Raw genomic sequence first — 18,655 nt, 5'->3', positions numbered from 1 at the left:
CCCGGCCCGCCGTGCGCTTCGCTACCCTGTGGCTCCCATTGATAAGGAGCCAACATGACCAAACTCATCCACACCATGATCCGGGTTCGCGATCTGGATGCCTCCACCCGTTTCTACCGCGATGCCCTCGAGCTGGAGGTGCGGGATCACTTCCCGTTCGACGGCTTCTCCCTCACCTATCTTGCCAATGCAAAGAGCGGCTTCGAGCTTGAGCTCACCCACAATCACGGGCAGACCGAGCCCTACAACCACGGCAGCGGCTACGGTCATCTGGCGGTGACGGTGGAGGATATCGAGGCGGCGCATCAACGGTTGACGGCGCTTGGGCTCACGCCGGCACCGGTCAAGGCGATGGAGCACGAGGGCAACCTGCTGGCCCGGTTCTTCTTCGTGACCGATCCCGATGGCTACAAGATTGAATTTATCGAGCGCAGCGGGCGCTTCGCCTGACGCTGAACTGGCAGCATGTACTTGACGGCCAGAGGGAGATCCTCTGGCCGTTTTTTCAGGCGGCGTCCCGAGCGGTTGCGGGGTTGGATTCGAGATAGATGAGGCAGGAGCAGCGCAGCAGGGAGGCAAAGTTGCCCATCTCCATGCCGTTGCCCTGCGCCTCCTGATAGAGATCGGAGAGAAACTGCCCCATGGAGCGCCCCTGGGCGTGGCAGAGCTGCTCGAGAATATCCCAGAACTTGTTTTCCAGCCGAATGCTGGTGCTATGGCCACAGATCCGCACCGAGCGGGTGGTGCTGGTGTAGTTGTAGGGATCCTGGCCGGAGAAAACGGTGCACATGGGGCGCCTCCTGGGTAAACGGGGAGGCCATGGTAAGCAAGGCCTCTCGTCAGGTCAAAGTCGCCAACCTGTTCGCTCACACGAAGTAGTGGGCGATGTCGAGGTAGCGCTGGCGGATATGCTCGATGAGCAACCTTATCTTTCTCGGCGGCTGGCGGGTGAAGGGGTAGACGGCGTAGATGCCGAGCTTCTTGCCCACCCGGTCGGGGAAGAGATCCACCAGATCCCCGTTCATCAGGTCGTGATAGACCAGGCAGCGAGGCACATAGACGATGCCGCGTCCCCCCAGCGCCGCCTTGCGCAAAGCGCTGGCGTTGTCGGTGGAGAAGCTCCCCGACACCGACAACAGATAGTCCCCCTGTTCCCCCTTGAAGGCCCACTCCGAGGCCCCCGTGCTCTGGTAGGCGTAGCGCAGGCAGTTGTGGGTGAGCAAGTCTGACGGCTCGCGCGGCGCCCCGAAGCGGCGCACGTAGGCGGGGGCGGCGCAGATCACCCACTGGGAGTCGAGGATGTGGCGGGCAATCAGGCTCGAGTCATCCAGATAGCCGGTGCGAATGACCAGGTCGAACCCCTCTTCCACCAGATTGACGAAGCGGTTGTCGAGCGACATCTCCACCGTGAGCCCGGGGTGCTGCTGGCAAAAATCGGCCACGGCGTCGGCGAGCAGCAGCTCCCCCGAGATGGTGGGCACCGACATGCGCACATGACCGCTCACCTTTTCACCAAATCCCGCCACTGCATCGAAGGCGTCTAGTGCGGCGGCCTTCACATTTTTGGCACCCAGATAGAGCTCCTTGCCCGCCTCGCTCAGGGTGAGCCGGCGCGTGGTGCGATAGAGCAGCTGCACCCCGAGCTCCTCTTCCAGGCGCCCAATCCGCTTGCTAACCACTGAATTTGTCAGGGAATTTTGTTCGGCCACCTTGCTGAAGGAGCCGGCCTCCACCACCTGGGCGAAGAGAATGAGGTCGTCGGTACTGGCCATATTTGTCAATTTTTGGAATGAATGTTGTTCATTATTTCCATATATTGCGAAAAAGGAACAGGGTAAGGTCACGTTCGCTTAACAAAACAACAACAAGGTGCGCCCGTCGCACGACCTCTGGACAAGGATGCAATGATGACAGACACCCTGTTGGCCCTGGTGGCCTTCTCGCCGATCGTGGTGGCCGCCGTGCTGCTGGTCGGCCTCAACTGGCCCGCCAAGCGCGCCATGCCCATCGCCTTTATCCTGACCGTATTCATCGCCCTCTGGGGCTGGCAGATGAGCCCGACCCGGGTGCTCGCCTCCAGCCTGCAGGGGCTCATCATCACGGTGACCGTGCTCTGGATAGTGTTCGGCGCCATCCTGATGCTCAACACCCTGAAACATACCGGCGCCATCAGTGCCATTCGCGGCGGCTTTACCAACATCTCGCCGGACCGGCGCATCCAGGCCATCATCATCGCCTGGTGCTTCGGCGCCTTTATCGAAGGGGCCTCGGGCTTTGGCACCCCGGCCGCCATCGCCGCCCCCCTGCTGGTGGCCATCGGCTTTCCGGCGCTCGCCGCCGTGCTGCTTGGCATGATGATCCAGTCCACCCCGGTGTCGTTCGGTGCGGTGGGCACCCCCATCCTGGTGGGCATCAACAAGGGGCTGGATAACCAGGCCATCGGCCACACCCTGAGCGCCGGTGGCAGCAGCTGGGACATCTACCTGCAGCAGGTGACCACCAACGTGGCCCTCATCCACGCCACCGTCGGCACCCTGATGCCGGTGCTGATGGTGATGATGCTGACCCGCTTCTTCGGCCGCAACCGCAGCTGGACCGAAGGGCTCTCCATCCTGCCGTTCGCGATTTTCGCGGGGCTCGCCTTCACCGTGCCCTATGCCCTCACCGGCATGCTGCTTGGCCCCGAGTTTCCGTCCCTCATCGGCGGCCTGGTGGGGCTGGCCCTAGTGGTGACGGCGGCGCGCCACGGTTTTCTGGTGCCCAAGAACACCTGGAATTTCGCTCCCGAAAAAGAGTGGCCCGCCGAGTGGCTGGGATCCCTCAAGCTCGATCTCAAAGAGGCCGCCGGCCGCCCCATGTCCCTGCTGCTGGCCTGGCTCCCCTATGTGGCGCTGGCGCTCCTGCTGGTGGCGAGCCGGGTGAGCCCGGAGTTCAAGGCGAGCCTGTTGTCGGTGAGCCTCGCCTTCACCGATCTGCTGGGAGAGAAGGGGGTCAGCGCCTCCATTGAGCCGCTCTACCTGCCGGGGGGCCTGCTGGTGCTCTGCGCCCTGCTCGCCACCCTCATTCAGGCCCGCGCCCTGGCGCCCCTCGGCCGCGCCGTGAGCGAGTCGAGCCGCACCCTGATCGGCGCCGGCTTCGTGCTGATTTTCACCGTGCCCATGGTGCGTATCTTCATCAACTCCGGCGTCAACGGGGCGGATCTCGCCAGCATGCCGGTGACCACCGCGAACTTTGCCGCAGGGCTGGTGGGGGAGTTCTTCCCGGCGCTCAGCGCCACCATAGGCGCGCTGGGGGCCTTTATCGCCGGCTCCAACACGGTGTCGAACATGATGTTCAGCCAGTTCCAGTTCGAGGTGGCCCAGACCCTCGGCGTCTCCACCGCCGCCATGCTGGCGCTACAGGCAGTGGGCGCGGCGGCTGGCAACATGATTGCCATCCACAACGTGGTGGCGGCCTCGGCCACCGTGGGGCTGCTCGGTCGTGAGGGGGCGACGCTGCGCAAGACGGCGCTGCCGACCCTCTACTACCTGCTGGCCACCGGCCTTATCGGGTTGGCGCTCATGTACAGCTTCCATGTCTCGGACGCACTGCTGCAGTTGAAGTAAAGGAGAGCAAGTGATGAAGGTAATGCGGGTCTATCCGGCCAAGCCGGCCGATGTCTATCTCTACGCCACCTGTCTGGTGGACCTGTTCGACCCGGTGGCGGGGCTCGATGCCATCGCCCTGATCGAGCGGGAGGGGATAAGGGTGCACTTTGTCGAGAAACAGACCTGCTGCGGGCAGCCGGCCTACACCTCGGGTCACGAGGAGGAGGCGCGCAAGGTGGCGCAAAGCCAGATGGCGCTCTTCCCCGAGCCCTGGCCTGTGGTGGTGCTGTCGGGCTCCTGCGGCGGCATGATGCACCATCACTACCGCCGCCTCTTTCCCGAGAACCGCGAGGTGGCGGCGTTTTGCGAGCGGGTGTTCGAGCTCACCGAGTTTCTGGTCCGGATCTGCCGGGTGCGCTGGCAGGGGGTGGGGAGGGCAAGCATCGTCATGCACACCTCCTGCTCGGCCCGGCGCGAGATGCAGGTGCACACCACGGCCCGCAGCCTGTTGGGGCAACTCGAAGGGGTCACCCTGAGCGAGCAGGCCTACGAGAGCGAGTGCTGCGGCTTTGGCGGCACCTTCTCGGTGCGCCATCCCCACATCAGCCAGGCCATGGTCGAAGACAAGACCCGCCATCTGCTTGCCACCGGCGCCGACACCCTGGTGAGCGCCGACTGGGGGTGCCTCTTGAACATCAAGGGATCCCTGGCCTATCAGGGCAAGACGCTCCCTGCCACCCATCTGGCTAGCTTCCTGCTCGCCCATAGCGAGCCGGTGGATCAGGGCTTACAAGCGCAAAAACAGGAGGCCCATCATGAGTGATCACGCCAAGTATTCGCCGCGCCGCTTTCATCCCCAGGCCGAGGCGGCCCTGGCCGACCCCGTGCTGCGCCAGAATTTTCGCGGCGCCATGGATTACCTGCGCGGCAAGCGGCGGGATGCTTTCGCTGACCCCGCCGAAGAAGCTGCGGTGCGCGATGCGGCGGAGCAAATTCGCCAGCGCTGCCTCTCGCGCCTGCCGGAACTCCTAGTGCAGCTCGAAGCCAACTGTGAGCGTAACGGCATCCGGGTGCACTGGGCCCAGACGCCGGCCGAGGCCAACGCCATCATTCTAGGCATCGCCCAAAAGCACGGGGTGAGCAGCATCGTCAAGGGCAAGTCCATGGTGAGTGAAGAGGTGGGTTTCAACCACGAGATGGCGCGCCACGGCATCCGCTGCCTTGAGAGCGACATGGGGGAGTTTATCGTCCAGCTCGACGGCGACACCCCGTCCCACATCATCATGCCCGCCATCCACAAGAACAAGCAGGAGGTGAGCGACACCTTCGCCGGCAATCTGGCGGATTTCACCCCCACCACCGACGTGGACGAACTGATCCAGACCGGGCGGCGGGCCCTGCGCGAAGAGTTTCGCCGCGCCGGCATGGGGCTCTCCGGCGTCAACTTCGCGGTGGCGGAGACCGGCAGCCTCTGTCTCGTCGAGAACGAGGGCAACGGGCGCATGTGCACGACTGTGCCGAAAGTGCACGTGGCCATCACCGGCATCGAGAAGGTGGTGGAGTTCCTCTCCGACGTGCCGCCCCTTTACAGCGCCCTGACCCGCTCGGCCACCGGCCAGGCCATCACCACCTATTTCAACGTCATCAGCGGCCCGCGCCGGGCAGGGGAGCTGGATGGTCCGGACGAGGTGCACCTGGTGCTGCTCGACAACGGCCGCAGTCAGGCCTATCGGGACGAAGAGCTGCGCAAGACCCTGCAGTGCATCCGCTGCGGCGCCTGCATGAACCACTGCCCGGTCTACACCCGCATCGGCGGCCACGCCTACGGCACCATCTACCCGGGTCCCATCGGCAAAATCATCTCCCCCCACCTGCTGGGGCTGGAAAGCACGAGCGATCTGGTGACCGCCTCGAGCCTGTGCGGCGCCTGCGGCGAAGTGTGCCCGGTGCGCATCCCCATTCCCGACCTGTTGCAGCGCTTGCGCCGGGAGGCCAAGCACGACGCACAGCCCGGCCACGAACCGCTGGCGGGGCAGGGGGCGGCCAGGAGCCGGCTCGAGACCCTCGCCATGCAGGGCTTTGCCTTTGCCGCCACCCACCCGCGCCTCTACCACGCCGCGACCGGTGTGGCCGGTCGGCTGCGGGGGCTGATGCCCAAACACTTGGGCCCCTGGACCCAGTGCCGCGAGGCCCCCAAACCCGCCCCCCAGAGCCTGCACGCCCTGCTGCGCCAGAAGAAGAAGGAGTCCTGAGATGTCGAGCAAAGAGGCCATATTAAGCCGCCTGCGCGGCGCCGCCACCCCCATCGCCCACGCCCCCCATGGCTGGCAGCCCTGGCGCGGAGTAGATGACAACGCGCGGCGCGAGCGCTTCCTTGGCATGATCACCGCCAGCCACGCCGAGATCCTGACCGTCAAGGAGGAAACACTGGCCCGGGATCTGAGCGCCTGGCTGGATGGGGAAGCAATAACGCATCTGGCCTGTGGCCAGGGGGGCCGCTGGCAAGCCGACGTCGCGACCGCCTGCGCCGGGCGCTCTGTGCTGACCCCGGCGGGGGAGTTCGCCGGCTGGAAGGACGATCTGTTTGACGTCTGTCAGGCGGGCATCACCCACTGCGCGGGCGCCATCGCCGATACCGGCACCCTGGTGTTGCTGCCCGATGGCGGCGAGCCGCGCACCTTATCCCTGGTGCCCCCCTGCCATATCGCCCTGCTGGCGGCCTCCACCATCGCTGACAACCTGGTGGGGCTGGTAGAGGCCGGGCGCTGGCAGCAGGCCATGCCCACCAACCTGCTGCTGGTCTCCGGCCCCTCCAAGACTGCCGATATCCAGCAGACCCTGGCCTACGGAGCCCACGGCCCGAGCCGCCTGCTGGTGGTGCTGGTGGAGGATTGCTGATGCTTTGGAACCAGTTTGATGCCGCCGTGCTTTCGCGCATTCCGCCGGAGCGCCTGGTGAGCGACCCGGATCTGCGGCTGGCCCACGGCACGGACGCCAGCTTCTACCGGCTGGTGCCCGAGCGCATCGTGCGCCTCGACTCTCTCGATGAGGTACGCTTCGTGCTCGGGGTGTGCCGCGAATTGCACCTCCCTTGCACCTTTCGCGCCGCCGGCACCAGCCTCTCGGGCCAGGCCCTGAGCGATTCGGTGCTCATTACTCTGACCGACAGCTGGCGCGGCCACCGCATTCTGGACGAGGGGGCGCGCATCGCCCTCCAACCCGGGGTGATCGGCGCCGATGCCAACCGCTATCTGGCGCCTCTGGGGCGCAAGATTGGGCCGGATCCGGCCTCCATCAACGCCTGCAAGCTCGGCGGCATCGCCGCCAACAACGCGAGCGGCATGTGCTGCGGCACCGCCCACAACAGCTATCACACATTGCATGCCATGACCCTGCTGCTGGCTGATGGCTCCGTGTTGGAGAGTGGCGATCCCCACAGTCGCGCCGCCTTTGCGGCCAAACGCCCGGAACTGCTCTCGGGGCTCGCCGCCCTGCGCGCCGAGGTGCTGGCGAACGCCGAGCTTGCCGCCAAAATTCGCCACAAGTACCGGCTCAAGAACACCACGGGCTACGCCATCAATGCCCTGCTCGATCATGCAGACCCCGTCGATATCCTCACCCACCTGATGATTGGCTCCGAGGGGACTCTCGGCTTTATCGCCGAGGTGGTGCTCGACACCGTGCCAGAATACCCCCACAAGGCCTCGGCCCTGCTGGTGTTTCGGGACGCCGAGCAGGCGTGTCTGGCCACCTCGCGCCTAAAAAGTGCCCCGGTGGCGGCGGTGGAGCTGATGGACGGACGCTCCCTTCGCTCGGTCGCGGGCAAGCCCGGCCTGCCGGATTTTATCAAGGCGCTGGACCTGGCTGCCTGTGCCTTGCTTGTCGAGGTGCATGGGGAATCGAAAGAGGAGCTGGTGGATCGCAGCGAGCAGGTGACGGCCATGGCGGCCGAGTTTGCCCAGGTCGCCTCTGTGCCTTTTACCGGCGACAGCGCCGGCCTCTGGGCCATTCGCAAGGGGCTCTTCCCGGCGGTGGGGGCGGTGCGCACCACAGGCACCACCGTCATCATCGAGGATGTCGCCTTTCCCATCGAGCGTCTGGCGGAGGGGGTGGCGGGGCTGCAAGCCCTGTTCGATCGCTTCGAATACGGTGAGGCCATCATCTTCGGCCACGCGCTGGAGGGGAACCTGCACTTCGTCTTTACCCAGGGCTTTGACGATCCGGCGCAGGTGGCCCGCTACGGCGCCTTTATGGATGCGGTGGCCGAACTCGTCGCGGTGCGCTTTGGCGGGTCGCTCAAGGCCGAGCACGGCACCGGCCGCAACATGGCCCCCTATGTGGAACTGGAATGGGGGCCGGAGGGGATGGCGCTGATGCGGCGCATCAAGGCGCTGCTGGACCCCGATAACCTGCTCAATCCCGGCGTCATCATCAACGATGACCCCAACGCCCACCTGGCCCATCTCAAGCCCATGCCGGCGAGCGATGCCATCGTGGATGCGTGCATCGAGTGCGGCTTTTGCGAGGCGGTCTGCCCCTCACGCACCCTGTCGCTGTCGCCGCGCCAGCGCATCGTGCTCTACCGCGAACTGGCCCGCCGCAATCGTGCCGATGAGCCCTCCAACCAGCTGACCCGGCTGTTTGACTATCAGGGCATCGACACCTGCGCAGCCACCGGGCTCTGCGCCGATCGCTGCCCAGTCGGCATCAACACCGGATCGCTCATCAAGAAGCTGCGCACTGACAAGTACCAGCGCTTCGTGCCCATCGCCCGCTGGAGCGCCGATCACTTCGCCGGGGTCACCCGCACGGCCCGCGGGACCCTCGGCCTCAAAGCCATTGCGGGCAAGCTGTTGGGGGAGAAAGCGCTGGCAGGGCTGGTGAACGGAGTACGCAACATCAGCGGCCAGCGTACCCCCGCCTGGCTGCCGACCCTGCCGGGGCCGAGCCGCTACCGGTGGCCGCAAGGGGAGGCTAGCCATGGCGGATCAGGCGAGGACACTGGAGGGGATCTCACCGTGGTCTATCTGCCGTCGTGCGCGAGCCGGGTATTCGGCCAGCAGGAGGATGCCCCGTCACTGCCGGACGTGGTGCTATCCCTGCTCAAGAAGGCGGGCTGTCGGGTCATCGTGCCGCAAGGGATTGAGGGGCTCTGCTGCGGCATGCCCTATGACAGCAAGGGGATGGTCGAGGTAGCGGAGGCCAAGCGTCTTGAGCTGGCCGAGGCCCTGTGGCAGGCAAGCGAGCAGGGGCGCTGGCCCGTGCTGCTCGACACCAGCCCTTGCGTGCAGCGGTTGCTCTCGGGGGCGCTCGGTAAGGGCCCTCGCGTGTTCGAGCCCTCCGCCTTTGTGCTGGAACACCTGCTGCCCCACCTTGAGCTGACCCCCATTGATGAGACAGTCATGCTCCATATCACCTGCAGCAGCCGGCGCATGGGGCTCGGGGAGAAGATACTGGCGGTGGCCCGCGCCTGTGCCCGCGAGGTGATCGTGCCTGAGCATATCCAGTGCTGTGGCTTTGCCGGCGACAAGGGGCTGATGACCCCGGAGCTCAACGCCGCCGCCCTCGCCAGCCTGCCCGCTCAGGTACCCGCCAATTGCCGTCAGGGGTTCAGCAATAGCCGCACCTGCGAAATAGGGCTTAGCCAGCACGCCGGCATTCCCTATCACAGCATCCTCTATCTGGTGGATCAGGCGGCGAAATAAATAAAACCCCGGCAGAATAAATTCTGCCGGGGTTTATAGGATGGGTAGATAAGTGGGGATGTTTTCATGCGTACATATTTTTTTAGTTTTACAATCGAGCCTTAGGCAAACAATCTGAATAATGCGCTATCACTGAAAATATTTCCTGTTGAATGGTCGGTCGACCAGTAAGTATCCCCATTCCCTGAAAGGCGATAACATTTAATCCATTGCTTATGCGAAACAACTGTGCGATGAGCTCTGGTGGTGCCTTGTGTTTCGTCCAAAAAACAGCATGAATACCAGAATGAACGAAAGAGTTTAAGGGGAGCCAAGAGCTGTCTTTGAATTCATGAAATGAAATCAATAGGTTTTTAATTTGAGGGATTTTATCCAGTTCACCAAGCATCGCATTGACAGTGGGAATGCTTTTGCTTGCTTGTTGAGACTCTGTATTTAAAACCGCATCTAGCTTTTCGACTTGTAGATCAGTGGCACAATACAGAACCCAAACACTCCTTACTAGTGCTTCGTATTGAGATCGTAGTGTTGTGCCAATTCCCAGAATCAAGCCTTGTGAGCATAATAATCTAACAGCATCGGAAAATTGCATCGAGCTAATGGCTAATGTTAAGGCAAGATTTTTTCTTGCATCAACATCGTGTACAGGGTGATCTACAACGTCGCGCAATCTTGCGAATAGTTGATCAGTTTTAATAAAATTCATGTAAATGGTCTCATGTAAAAATTGGATTTTATTATTAGGATGTTTTTCATTTATCTGTAATTCCCCCATCACAGTGGTCAGTTTATATTTTTCCACCACTACTTTGACTTTGTCAGCTTATTGCAGACGCTAGCCTATTAATTTTATTTACATAAAGGAATGCTGTCTATCGTAAAGCTGCAGCTTTGATGGGTTGGGGTCTTCCAATGTACTTTATCCAATTCTGCATTGCACCCCGCATCCTCTATGAGTGCCACATCTTTATTACAGAGTAATAAAATCGCATTATCTCCCTGTAGTTCGACCTTAATCGTATACATTTCGAATGGTTTTGCTTTTTCTGGTGATTCTTGAAACACCTGTGTCAATATTTGATCGCCATTTTTGGTTGTTAGATCGCCAAACTTGACCATGCCATCTACTGATTGAGCCAAATCTTTGAATTGGGATGCCAGATCATACATATGTTCATCATCATACCTATTTGTCGATGAACACCCTATTAAAGTCAGTGATAATAAAAAAGAGATATATTTCTTCATATTTATACCCAGGCTGTTAATACATTTGATTCACAATGACCAGTATCTAAGTTCCAGTTTAAAAACATATCTGTTTCGCCATGTTCATAAATGGCTTTAGCCAAGTAGCACCAATATTTTTGAATGTTACTAACTGCTCTCTCAAAGATAGAGTCATAATGCTCTATTCCACAGGGAGTTGTTAAGCTATCAATATATGAGATATCGATATGCTTTATATCTGGATAAGTGAGTCCAAGTTCTGCGGCTACATGTCTGGCAAAAGGAAAAAGCTTATGACCTTCTTCCACATGATCAACAATTTGTAAGAAACCTTGGTGCCATTTATCTATCTCTGGGGAGATTAAATCTGCGTGGTCAGGATGGGTTTCCTTTAGACAGGCTTCCCATAAGTTGTGTATGACTTTGTCAAGTGAGTCGTGGGAATTGGATTCAACGCAGGATCCTATATTCAATCTGATTCTATCAGCGTAACCAATATCGCCAAGATTTAACTTTTGCCATATATAAGCATCTTGATTCATTTCACATATACGATGTTGGCTCTTATTTTCATTGTAAGGCCCTACTTTTAACTCTACTACTGGGTGTATGGTGATATCGGCGATCACATGAGCAACGAATCCACAAAGCCACGAAAATGCTTTTTCCTGATCTTGGGGGGAGAGTTGTCTGATGAGTATCATAGCTTTTTTGATAAAAATGCCTACTTTTTCGTAATGCATTTTGTCGGCCCATGAGTTCTGATTAGAATCACCTATTTTTAAGTAGGGATAATCAGGGCTCACACAACCAAGCTCTACGAATTTCTGATTTTTAGTGAGTATGAATTTAGCTCTTTTGGGCATATCCAAGCCAGCTAGCTTTGAATTGGCCATGGCAAAGTTCACTGCAGTGATATGTGCAAATGCTCCAGGCATAAAAGTCCTTATTTAAATTATTTGATGAGGGGGTGCGAATGAGATGTTAACAAATATTATGGTAACATCGTTTTATTATTATAGTTATCCGAATTTATTAAAGTTGCTCAGGTAAGATTTTATTTATTTTTACATAAACAATAGCTCTTGGTTTTCCATGTTTTGTACAATCTTCATCAACTTGATCAGCTAAAGAGTCCCCGTAAGTATCTCTTAAATATTGGAGAACGTTTTTTCTACTGAATGATTCAGCGCCTTTTGACTCACCATAATAAACCTTACCAGAATCAAGTTTAATGGCACCATATTTTTTGATGTCTTGTATAATATCTTGTTTTAGGTCGTTCATTTTTGACATTAAAGTATCTAACTCATACTTTAATTCAATTAACTCCTTTGCCTTTTCTAAAAGAATTTTATCGTCCATAAATAATCCTGCTATCAGATAAGTCGTTAAGCTAGAAGTAAAAAATTTTTTACATGGGCTACCAATAGTCTTTGTTGACTAGCAAGTTGGATGGCTACCGCACGGGGTTTCAGCTCCCAGTGTGCTGCTTTGTCACCGAATTGAATAAGGAGTGAATCATTGGCATACCTCGGTGGTTTTTATTGCAATGAGGCTCACTTGGGTAAAGTATCAAACATTGACCAATCGTGTTGAGTGAAAAGTAATTTATCGTGCTGATTTTGTTCCAATTAGTGACGTGGATCAGGAATACAGGCGAGAAGTGTCGGGGGAAAAGGTAAGAGAAACTCTAGAAATCGAGTTACAAGTGCTAAAAAATAGTAGGTGGAAATCCGGCCACCTTAGTAGCCGGTCATCTCCAGATAGCCGACGCCTTTGGCATCTCCCGAGACGGAAACCGCACCCTCCCAGTAGTCAAAGCGTCCCGTCATGGCCTGATCGGGCTGGCGCGCCTCAATGGTGAGCCTCATATCGCCGGCTTCCAGTTGCCACTCGACGGGGTAGGCTTGTCCCTTGGGGCCGTGCCAGGTCTTGCCGGGGGTGAGGCGGAGACTGTCTGGGGCGAGAACCCGGCTGCTGCCGTCCCGCTCAATCAGGATGCCGTAGCGGTTCTCCGGCTCAGTGCGTCCTGCCTTGGTGCGCAGGCGAAACAGCATCAGCTCGCGGCCATCTTCAAATTGCAGCGAAAACCAGTCCCAGCCCGATTGCCACTGCGCCAATACCGAGCTGCTCCACTCGTGATCGAACCAGCCCTCACCGCTGACGTTGCGGGTCTCGCCATCCAGGGTCAGGGTGCCGCTGATGGTCAGGCGCGGGTAGGAGTAGTAGAAGGAGGCGTTGCCCAGGCTCTTCTCGCTGTAACCCTGTTTGCCCTGCAGCACCGCCGGCTTGGCGGCGCTCACCTGCAAATCAAGATCCCCCGCCTTGCTCTGCACCTTGAGGGTGGCGGGAAAGAGCGATTTCCCTTGAGAGGCCAGCACCCACTCTTTCAGCCAATATTGACCGCCGCTGGCACCGGCCAGCCCAGGCCCCTGGCGGCTGGTGCGCTCGTCCTGCTGGTGGCTGCCTTTGCTCAAATCCGTGATGGCGAACTGGGCCAGCCAGAGCTGGGGGGCAAGCCAGGGGTTGTCCGACTTGATCTCCTGCTCGATACCTTGCCTGAACAGGGTCCACTGCATGCCGTAGCCGCGCCCCTGTTCGTCTTTCAGGTTGCCGGTGAGATACCACCACTCGGAGCGGTAGTCGGGGTGGGCGCCGTGATCAGTGGGCAGCTGGATGGACTGACCCGGCAGAGCCTTTTTGAAGTGATCGCTGCCACCGCCAAGGATGGCCCCCAGCTCGCTGGCACCGACAGCCCCGCCATACAGCGCGCAGAGCACACCCAGCGCCAGCGGCCACGCGTTGATTTTTTTCATACCACTCTCCTTGCGGCGTACAAGGAGGCGAGCGCGCCGCATACGGGGGCGAGCAAGAGCGCCGTGACGGCGTGCAGGGGGGCGGCCTCGAAGGCCAGCCGCCAACCGAAGGCGCGGGGGTTGACCACCTCAATCAGCACCCAGGCAAGACCATAACCCACCGGCAGGGCCAAGAGCGCGGTGAGCAGCCCGAGGCCCGCCCCTTGCCACACCAGCAACCGGCGGCAGTGGCGAGGGCTCAAGCCAAGGCTCTGCAGGGTCTGCAACTCGCCGCGCCGGGCCAGCCCCAGCACCATAAAGGCCGAGCCGATGCCGACGAAGGCGATCCCCAGGATCAGCAACTTCAATAGCTCGGTCACCACAAAGGTCTGGTCGAATACCTTAAGGGCTGCGGCGTGGATGGCGGGGGCGGGCAACAGGTTCACCCCCTCGCCAAACTGCGCCCGCAGGCGATCGGCGAGGCGATCAACGTGCTGACTGAAGAGGGCCAGGGATTGCACCTTGCCCCCCTCGAAGGCGTGCAGTATCTGCCCCTTGTCGCTGCCGTAATCCTGATAGATGCCGGTAACGGTAAGCTGCCTTGGCCCCTGCTCGCCCGTCACCTCGAGTGTCTGGCCCACCCTGACCCCGAGGCGCACCGTCAGGGGTTCGCTCGCCAGCACCTCGTCAGGGGTGGCGGGCCAACGCCCGGCCAGCAGCGGGTAGGCGGCTTTAAGCTCGGTGATAAAGTCCATCTGCGCCCACTCGATGGGTTGCCCCTGCCAGCGGGCGGGGTGTACAGATCGGCGGGAAGCGGCGCTCACTTCCGGTGCGGTGAGGATGGTGTTGAAGGTTGCCTGGCTCAGGGCGCCCTTGTTGCCGGCCACCCCCTTGGGGGCGGTGACGTAGAGATCGGCGGCCAGGCGCTGGCCGAGCCAGATCTCCACGCTCGAACGAAAACTCGACACCATGACTCCGATGCCGATGGCCGCGGCGATGGCCAGTTGCAGCGCCATCACTGCAATGGCGGTGCGATCCAGATGGTAGCGGGTCTCGGCCACCGCCAGCCGTGTGTTGAGGGAACCGCTGGGGCGCGAGCGCAGCCATCCCAGCACAGCGCGAAGGAGATCGGGCAGCATGAGGGCCATGGCCAGCAGCCAGCCGCCGGCCACGAAGAGGGCGCCGGTGAGGCCGGTTTCTGGCCGCCATAGACAAAGCACGCACAGCAGCAGGATGGCGATGGCCAAGAGGCGCCGGCGCCAGGGGTGGGTTGGCGGGCGGCTGTTGCCGTCCCGCAGCTCAAGGGGGGATTGGCGCAGCAGTTGCCACCAGCCGGGCAGGTTGGCGGCGAGCGTCCCCAGAAGGCCGATGACCAGCGCCTTGCCAAGGCTCGTGGGGGAGAGACGCAGCAGATCGATGGGGTTGGGGCCATAAAGATCCGCCAGCGCCTGGGTGAGCTGCCCCATCAGGGCCAGGGCCAAGAGGCTTCCCAGCAGCAGCCCGAGCAGGGTGCCGAGGGTGGCGAGGAGCAAGAGCTCCAGGATGAGCCAGCCAAGCACCCGGCGCGGCGGCATCCCGAGGATAATGAGCTGGGCCAGTTGGGGGCGGCGCACGCTCTGCACGAAGCGCTGGGCGTTGAACACCAAAAAGAGCCCCACCGCCATGGCGAGCAAGGAGAGGGCCGTGAGGTTGAGGGCCAGGGCATCGCCGAGCTGACTGGCATCGAGGGCCGGGCTGATGGGTTCGAGCCAGAGGGGCTGCTGAGGGGCATTGGCTTGCAGGGCGGTTTGCAGGGTACGAGCTTGCGTCTCGTTTAACTTGAAGACGATGCGATCGAGCCGCCCTTCCTTGCCCAGCAGCGGCTGGGCGAGGCCGATGTCGGTCACCAGCAGCCGCTCCATGGGCACGGCGCCGGGCTCGAAGGTGCCGGCCAGGGTGAGGGTCAGTGGGCGGGGTTGCGCCCCTTCACCGCCACCCAGCACGAAGCTGCGGCTCAGGCCTGTTTGCCAGCCAAGGCGCTTGGCCTCGGGGGCAGCCAGCCAGACGCTGTCGGCGCGGGTGAGGGAGAAGGTGGGCTCTTTGTCCGGCTCTGCGCCAAACAGGCGGCGCAAGGGGCCGGGGTTAAACAGATCCATCCCCAGCAGCTGGAAGCTGCGTCCCTGCTCATCCTTGAGCCAGGCGTGCAGCTCTGGCATGGCGTCAAGGTCCGGCTGGCTTCGCACCAGCTTGACGTAGAGCTGCTCATCCAGCCCGCCGTCCGGCGCCAGCCGGTAGTTCGCTTCCCCCGCCAGCTGGCTGCGGGCGGCGACGAAGTTGGTGCGGGCGCTGTGGTTAAGAAGCTCGATGGCCACCACCAGGGAGACCCCCAACACCAGCCCGGTCAGGCTCATCAACAGCAGCCAGGGGTGAGTGCGATAGAGGCGCAGCAGCGCCTTTAGCGGCAGCATGGCAAGTCCTCGCTCACGGGGCGGACGTCACCCATGGGGAGCTCCGGTGCTGGGTGCACGCTTTAGCTCGACCAGCTGGCCCCCTTCGAGGCGCAGCACCCTGTCTGCCAGGGCGCCATAGGCGGGGTTGTGGCTCACCAGCAAGAGGCCTGCGCCGGTATCGCGCACCGCCGCCATCATCAGGGCCATCACCTGCTCGGCATTGTGTTCATCGAGACTCCCGGTGGGCTCGTCGGCGAGCAGCCACCGGGGCTTGTGAATGAGGGCGCGGGCCAGGGCGACCCGCTGGCGCTGGCCGCCGGAAAGCTGCTCCGGCCAGGCGTGGCGCTTGTGGACGAGATCGAGCCGTGCCAGCAGGGTGTCAACCTCTGACTGCTGGCGCGGGAGCTGGTTGATGGCGAGCGGCAGGCAGAGGTTCTCCTCCACCGTCAGGGTCGGCAGCAGGTTGAAGTCCTGATAGACGATGCCGAAATGGCGGCCGCGCAATCGGGCCCGCTCGTCCGCCGGCAATGTGTCGAGACGGGTCTCCCCCAGCCAGATCTCCCCCTCATCGGGGGGAAGCAGGCCGGCGATGAGGCTCAGCAGGGTCGATTTGCCGCAGCCGCTTTGCCCCAGCAGCAGGGTGATTTCGCCGGGGGGCAGGGAAAGATCCAGGCGCTGGAACAGCGGCAGCCGTTCGCTGCCGTTATCGAAGCTCTTGCAGAGGTTGCGCAGGGTCAGCATGGGATAACCGGTTGATGGTCAATGGCTTTCAGTATGCCCGCTACTATGCCAGTTAGTGATCACGGCTGCAAAAGCGAAGCGGATCCTGGCTGGATCCTGCTCGCAAGAGGTGGTTAGAATAGAGGCTTCCATGGGTCACAGGATGCGCAAGGATGTTACACAAGCAAGTCAGTTTTATCGTCGACAGCAAGGGCAACAAGCAGGCTGCCGTGGTCCCCATCGATATCTACAACGAGCTGATGACCCTGCAAAAGGCGCTCTCCGACAACAAGCCGGGGGAGCGCGAGCTCTACCACTTCAACGGCAAGGGAGCCGAAGCCCACGGTTATCCGGTGGGCAAGCGACAGAACCCCGGCTTCATGGTGCTGGCGGGCTCCACCGCCAACGGCGAGGATGCGGCCTCCCTGCGCGAGGCGGTGATCGAACTGCGCCAGGAGCTGCTTGGCAAGGGGATCCTCTCCCCCCGCAGCGAAGGGGGCTTCGTGTTTGTGGCCGATCAGCTGTTCAACAGCCCGAGCCTGGCCGCCAGCCTGGTGGCGGGCAACAACCGCAGCGGTTTGGATGCCTGGCAGAACAGTGCCGGTTACACCCTCAAGCAGTCGGGGTTTGGCAAGAAATAACGGTGAGTTCTCGTTGCCGATCAATTGATAATTGATTGACCTGGATGAAATTATTTTTTCATCCAGGTGCTAGCATGAAAGCCAGACGGTTCCCAAAGGAAGAGGCTCCATGTCTACGTTATCCCGCTTTGTCCCTCTGTTTTTGTTCTGTGTGTTTCCCGCCGAGGCCAGCAGTGGCCCCATCCCAATGACCTTCTCCACGGTCGGCCTGTTTTGTGTCGCCCTGTTCACCCTGGCCTATGCCTTGGTGATGGCTGAGGAGTATCTGCAACTGCGCAAGTCCAAACCCGTGCTGGTGGCCGCCGGGGTGATCTGGATCCTGATCGGCATCGTCTATGCCCAGGGTGGCATGAGTTCGGCCGCAGAGCAGGCATTTCGCCACAACCTGCTCGAATACGCCGAGCTGATGCTGTTTCTGCTGGTAGCGATGACTTACATCAACGCCATGGAGGACAGGATGCTGTTCGATGCGCTGCGGGCCTGGCTCATTCGCTCCGGCTTTCAGCTGCGCACCCTGTTCTGGCTGACCGGCGTGCTGGCGTTCTTCATCTCGCCGGTGGCGGACAACCTCACTACGGCGCTTTTGATGTGCGCCGTGGTGCTGAAGGTGGCCAACGGCGATCGGCGTTTCGTCAACCTCGCCTGCATCAATATCGTGGTGGCGGCCAACGCCGGCGGCGCCTTCAGCCCCTTTGGCGACATCACCACCCTGATGGTGTGGCAGGCGGGCAAGGTGGCGTTTGGCCAGTTTTTCGCACTCTTTATCCCCTCTGTGCTCAATTTTCTGGTACCGGCCCTGCTAATGAGTTTCATGGTGCCCAAGCATGCCCCCAAGGCGGTCAACGAGGTGGTGGATCTCAAACGCGGCGCCTTTGGCATAGTCGTGCTCTTTATCCTGACCATATTGACGGCGGTCGCCTGTCACAACTTCCTCCATCTGCCCCCTGTGCTCGGCATGATGATGGGGCTTGGCTATCTGCAGTTTTTCGGTTTCTACCTGCGCAAGACCCTGCCCACATCACTTGCCCGCAAGCGCGCCATCTACGAGCGCAACGGCGATCAGGCACGTCTCAGACAACTTGGCTCCGTGGTGCCCTTTGATGTGTTCAACAAGGTGGCGAAAGCGGAGTGGGATACCCTGCTGTTCTTCTACGGGGTGGTGATGTGCGTCGGTGGGCTGGGCTTTATGGGTTATCTGGAACTGGTCTCCGGCTGGCTCTATGAAGGGGGCAATGCCACCCAGGCCAACATCGCCATCGGCCTGCTCTCCGCCATCGTCGACAACATCCCGGTGATGTTTGCGGTGCTCTCGATGAATCCGGACATGGCGCTCGGTCAGTGGCTACTGGTAACTTTGACGGCCGGGGTAGGGGGCAGTCTGCTCTCCATCGGGTCGGCGGCCGGGGTAGCGCTGATGGGTCAGGCCCACGGCATGTACACCTTCTTCGGCCACCTCAAGTGGCTGCCCGCTATCTTGCTTGGCTATCTGGTGAGCATAGGGGCACATCTGTGGCTCAATAGCGCCCAGTTCTGAGGGCGATGAAC

Annotated in this window: 17 protein-coding genes; 8 read left to right on the top strand and 9 right to left on the bottom strand. The window is 60.5% G+C overall.

Going from position 1 to position 18,655, the window contains the following annotated elements:
* Positions 1 to 54 precede the first annotated feature (54 nt).
* Complete coding sequence (locus tag MRK42_RS12435; protein ID WP_338610223.1) at positions 55 to 450, top strand: glyoxalase superfamily protein; 396 nt, start codon at positions 55 to 57, stop codon at positions 448 to 450.
* Positions 451 to 505: 55 nt separating this feature from the next.
* On the opposite strand, the gene MRK42_RS12430 is transcribed toward MRK42_RS12435, so the two are convergent.
* Both MRK42_RS12430 and MRK42_RS12425 read right to left on the bottom strand, forming a co-directional pair.
* Positions 506 to 790 (bottom strand): ribbon-helix-helix domain-containing protein, encoded by a 285-nt coding sequence (locus tag MRK42_RS12430; RefSeq protein WP_338610222.1) that lies wholly within the window; start codon positions 788 to 790, stop codon positions 506 to 508.
* Positions 791 to 866: 76 nt separating this feature from the next.
* The gene (locus tag MRK42_RS12425) at positions 867 to 1,844 is read right to left on the bottom strand and encodes a LysR family transcriptional regulator (RefSeq protein WP_338610220.1); all 978 of its coding nucleotides are present in this window, start codon (positions 1,842 to 1,844) and stop codon (positions 867 to 869) included.
* Between the two features lie 63 nt (positions 1,845 to 1,907).
* Here MRK42_RS12425 and MRK42_RS12420 point away from each other — a divergent pair, with 63 nt between their 5' ends.
* From MRK42_RS12420 to MRK42_RS12400, 5 genes are read left to right on the top strand one after another with little or no spacing between them, the layout of a single operon-like run.
* The gene (locus tag MRK42_RS12420) at positions 1,908 to 3,605 is read left to right on the top strand and encodes an L-lactate permease (protein WP_338612482.1); all 1,698 of its coding nucleotides are present in this window, start codon (positions 1,908 to 1,910) and stop codon (positions 3,603 to 3,605) included.
* A 13-nt stretch (positions 3,606 to 3,618) separates the two neighbouring features.
* Positions 3,619 to 4,410, top strand: coding sequence for a (Fe-S)-binding protein (locus tag MRK42_RS12415; protein WP_338612481.1), 792 nt, complete (start codon positions 3,619 to 3,621; stop codon positions 4,408 to 4,410).
* Complete coding sequence (locus MRK42_RS12410; protein WP_338610218.1) at positions 4,403 to 5,839, top strand: LutB/LldF family L-lactate oxidation iron-sulfur protein; 1,437 nt, start codon at positions 4,403 to 4,405, stop codon at positions 5,837 to 5,839. The genes MRK42_RS12415 and MRK42_RS12410 overlap by 8 nt, the downstream gene beginning before the upstream one ends.
* Before the next feature lies 1 nt (position 5,840).
* On the top strand, positions 5,841 to 6,485 hold the full coding sequence (locus MRK42_RS12405; RefSeq protein WP_338610216.1) for an LUD domain-containing protein: 645 nt from the start codon (positions 5,841 to 5,843) through the stop codon (positions 6,483 to 6,485).
* Positions 6,485 to 9,292, top strand: coding sequence for an FAD-binding and (Fe-S)-binding domain-containing protein (locus tag MRK42_RS12400; RefSeq protein WP_338610214.1), 2,808 nt, complete (start codon positions 6,485 to 6,487; stop codon positions 9,290 to 9,292). Before MRK42_RS12405 ends, MRK42_RS12400 begins: the two co-directional genes overlap by 1 nt.
* An 88-nt stretch (positions 9,293 to 9,380) precedes the next feature.
* On the opposite strand, the gene MRK42_RS12395 is transcribed toward MRK42_RS12400, so the two are convergent.
* The 7 genes from MRK42_RS12395 to MRK42_RS12365 all read right to left on the bottom strand — a co-directional run bounded on the left by MRK42_RS12395 (position 9,381) and on the right by MRK42_RS12365 (position 16,490).
* Positions 9,381 to 10,094, bottom strand: coding sequence for a hypothetical protein (locus MRK42_RS12395; RefSeq protein ID WP_338610212.1), 714 nt, complete (start codon positions 10,092 to 10,094; stop codon positions 9,381 to 9,383).
* A 47-nt stretch (positions 10,095 to 10,141) separates the two neighbouring features.
* Positions 10,142 to 10,540 (bottom strand): hypothetical protein, encoded by a 399-nt coding sequence (locus tag MRK42_RS12390; RefSeq protein ID WP_338610210.1) that lies wholly within the window; start codon positions 10,538 to 10,540, stop codon positions 10,142 to 10,144.
* A 2-nt stretch (positions 10,541 to 10,542) separates the two neighbouring features.
* The gene (locus MRK42_RS12385; protein ID WP_338610208.1) at positions 10,543 to 11,460 is read right to left on the bottom strand and encodes a zinc dependent phospholipase C family protein; all 918 of its coding nucleotides are present in this window, start codon (positions 11,458 to 11,460) and stop codon (positions 10,543 to 10,545) included.
* Positions 11,461 to 11,557: 97 nt separating this feature from the next.
* Positions 11,558 to 11,887 (bottom strand): hypothetical protein, encoded by a 330-nt coding sequence (locus MRK42_RS12380; RefSeq protein WP_338610206.1) that lies wholly within the window; start codon positions 11,885 to 11,887, stop codon positions 11,558 to 11,560.
* 380 nt (positions 11,888 to 12,267) lie between these two features.
* Positions 12,268 to 13,341, bottom strand: coding sequence for a lipocalin-like domain-containing protein (locus MRK42_RS12375; RefSeq protein ID WP_338610204.1), 1,074 nt, complete (start codon positions 13,339 to 13,341; stop codon positions 12,268 to 12,270).
* The gene (locus tag MRK42_RS12370) at positions 13,338 to 15,767 is read right to left on the bottom strand and encodes an FtsX-like permease family protein (RefSeq protein ID WP_354688269.1); all 2,430 of its coding nucleotides are present in this window, start codon (positions 15,765 to 15,767) and stop codon (positions 13,338 to 13,340) included. The genes MRK42_RS12375 and MRK42_RS12370 overlap by 4 nt, the downstream gene beginning before the upstream one ends.
* Positions 15,768 to 15,794: 27 nt before the next feature.
* On the bottom strand, positions 15,795 to 16,490 hold the full coding sequence (locus MRK42_RS12365) for an ABC transporter ATP-binding protein (RefSeq protein ID WP_338610200.1): 696 nt from the start codon (positions 16,488 to 16,490) through the stop codon (positions 15,795 to 15,797).
* A gap of 152 nt (positions 16,491 to 16,642) precedes the next feature.
* Here MRK42_RS12365 and MRK42_RS12360 point away from each other — a divergent pair, with 152 nt between their 5' ends.
* A complete protein-coding gene (locus MRK42_RS12360; protein ID WP_026457061.1) occupies positions 16,643 to 17,110 on the top strand; it encodes a DUF4357 domain-containing protein in 468 nt (155 codons plus the stop codon).
* Between the two features lie 109 nt (positions 17,111 to 17,219).
* The gene (gene nhaD, locus MRK42_RS12355; RefSeq protein ID WP_338610197.1) at positions 17,220 to 18,644 is read left to right on the top strand and encodes a sodium:proton antiporter NhaD; all 1,425 of its coding nucleotides are present in this window, start codon (positions 17,220 to 17,222) and stop codon (positions 18,642 to 18,644) included.
* Positions 18,645 to 18,655: the final 11 nt, after the last annotated feature.

Origin of the sequence: Aeromonas sp. 19NY04SH05-1 (genome assembly GCF_040581895.1) — a bacterium.
GTDB classification, from domain to species: domain Bacteria; phylum Pseudomonadota; class Gammaproteobacteria; order Enterobacterales; family Aeromonadaceae; genus Aeromonas; species Aeromonas enteropelogenes.
Note: the sequence above shows the minus strand (reverse complement) of the source record. Positions and strands in the feature narration are given on the sequence as shown.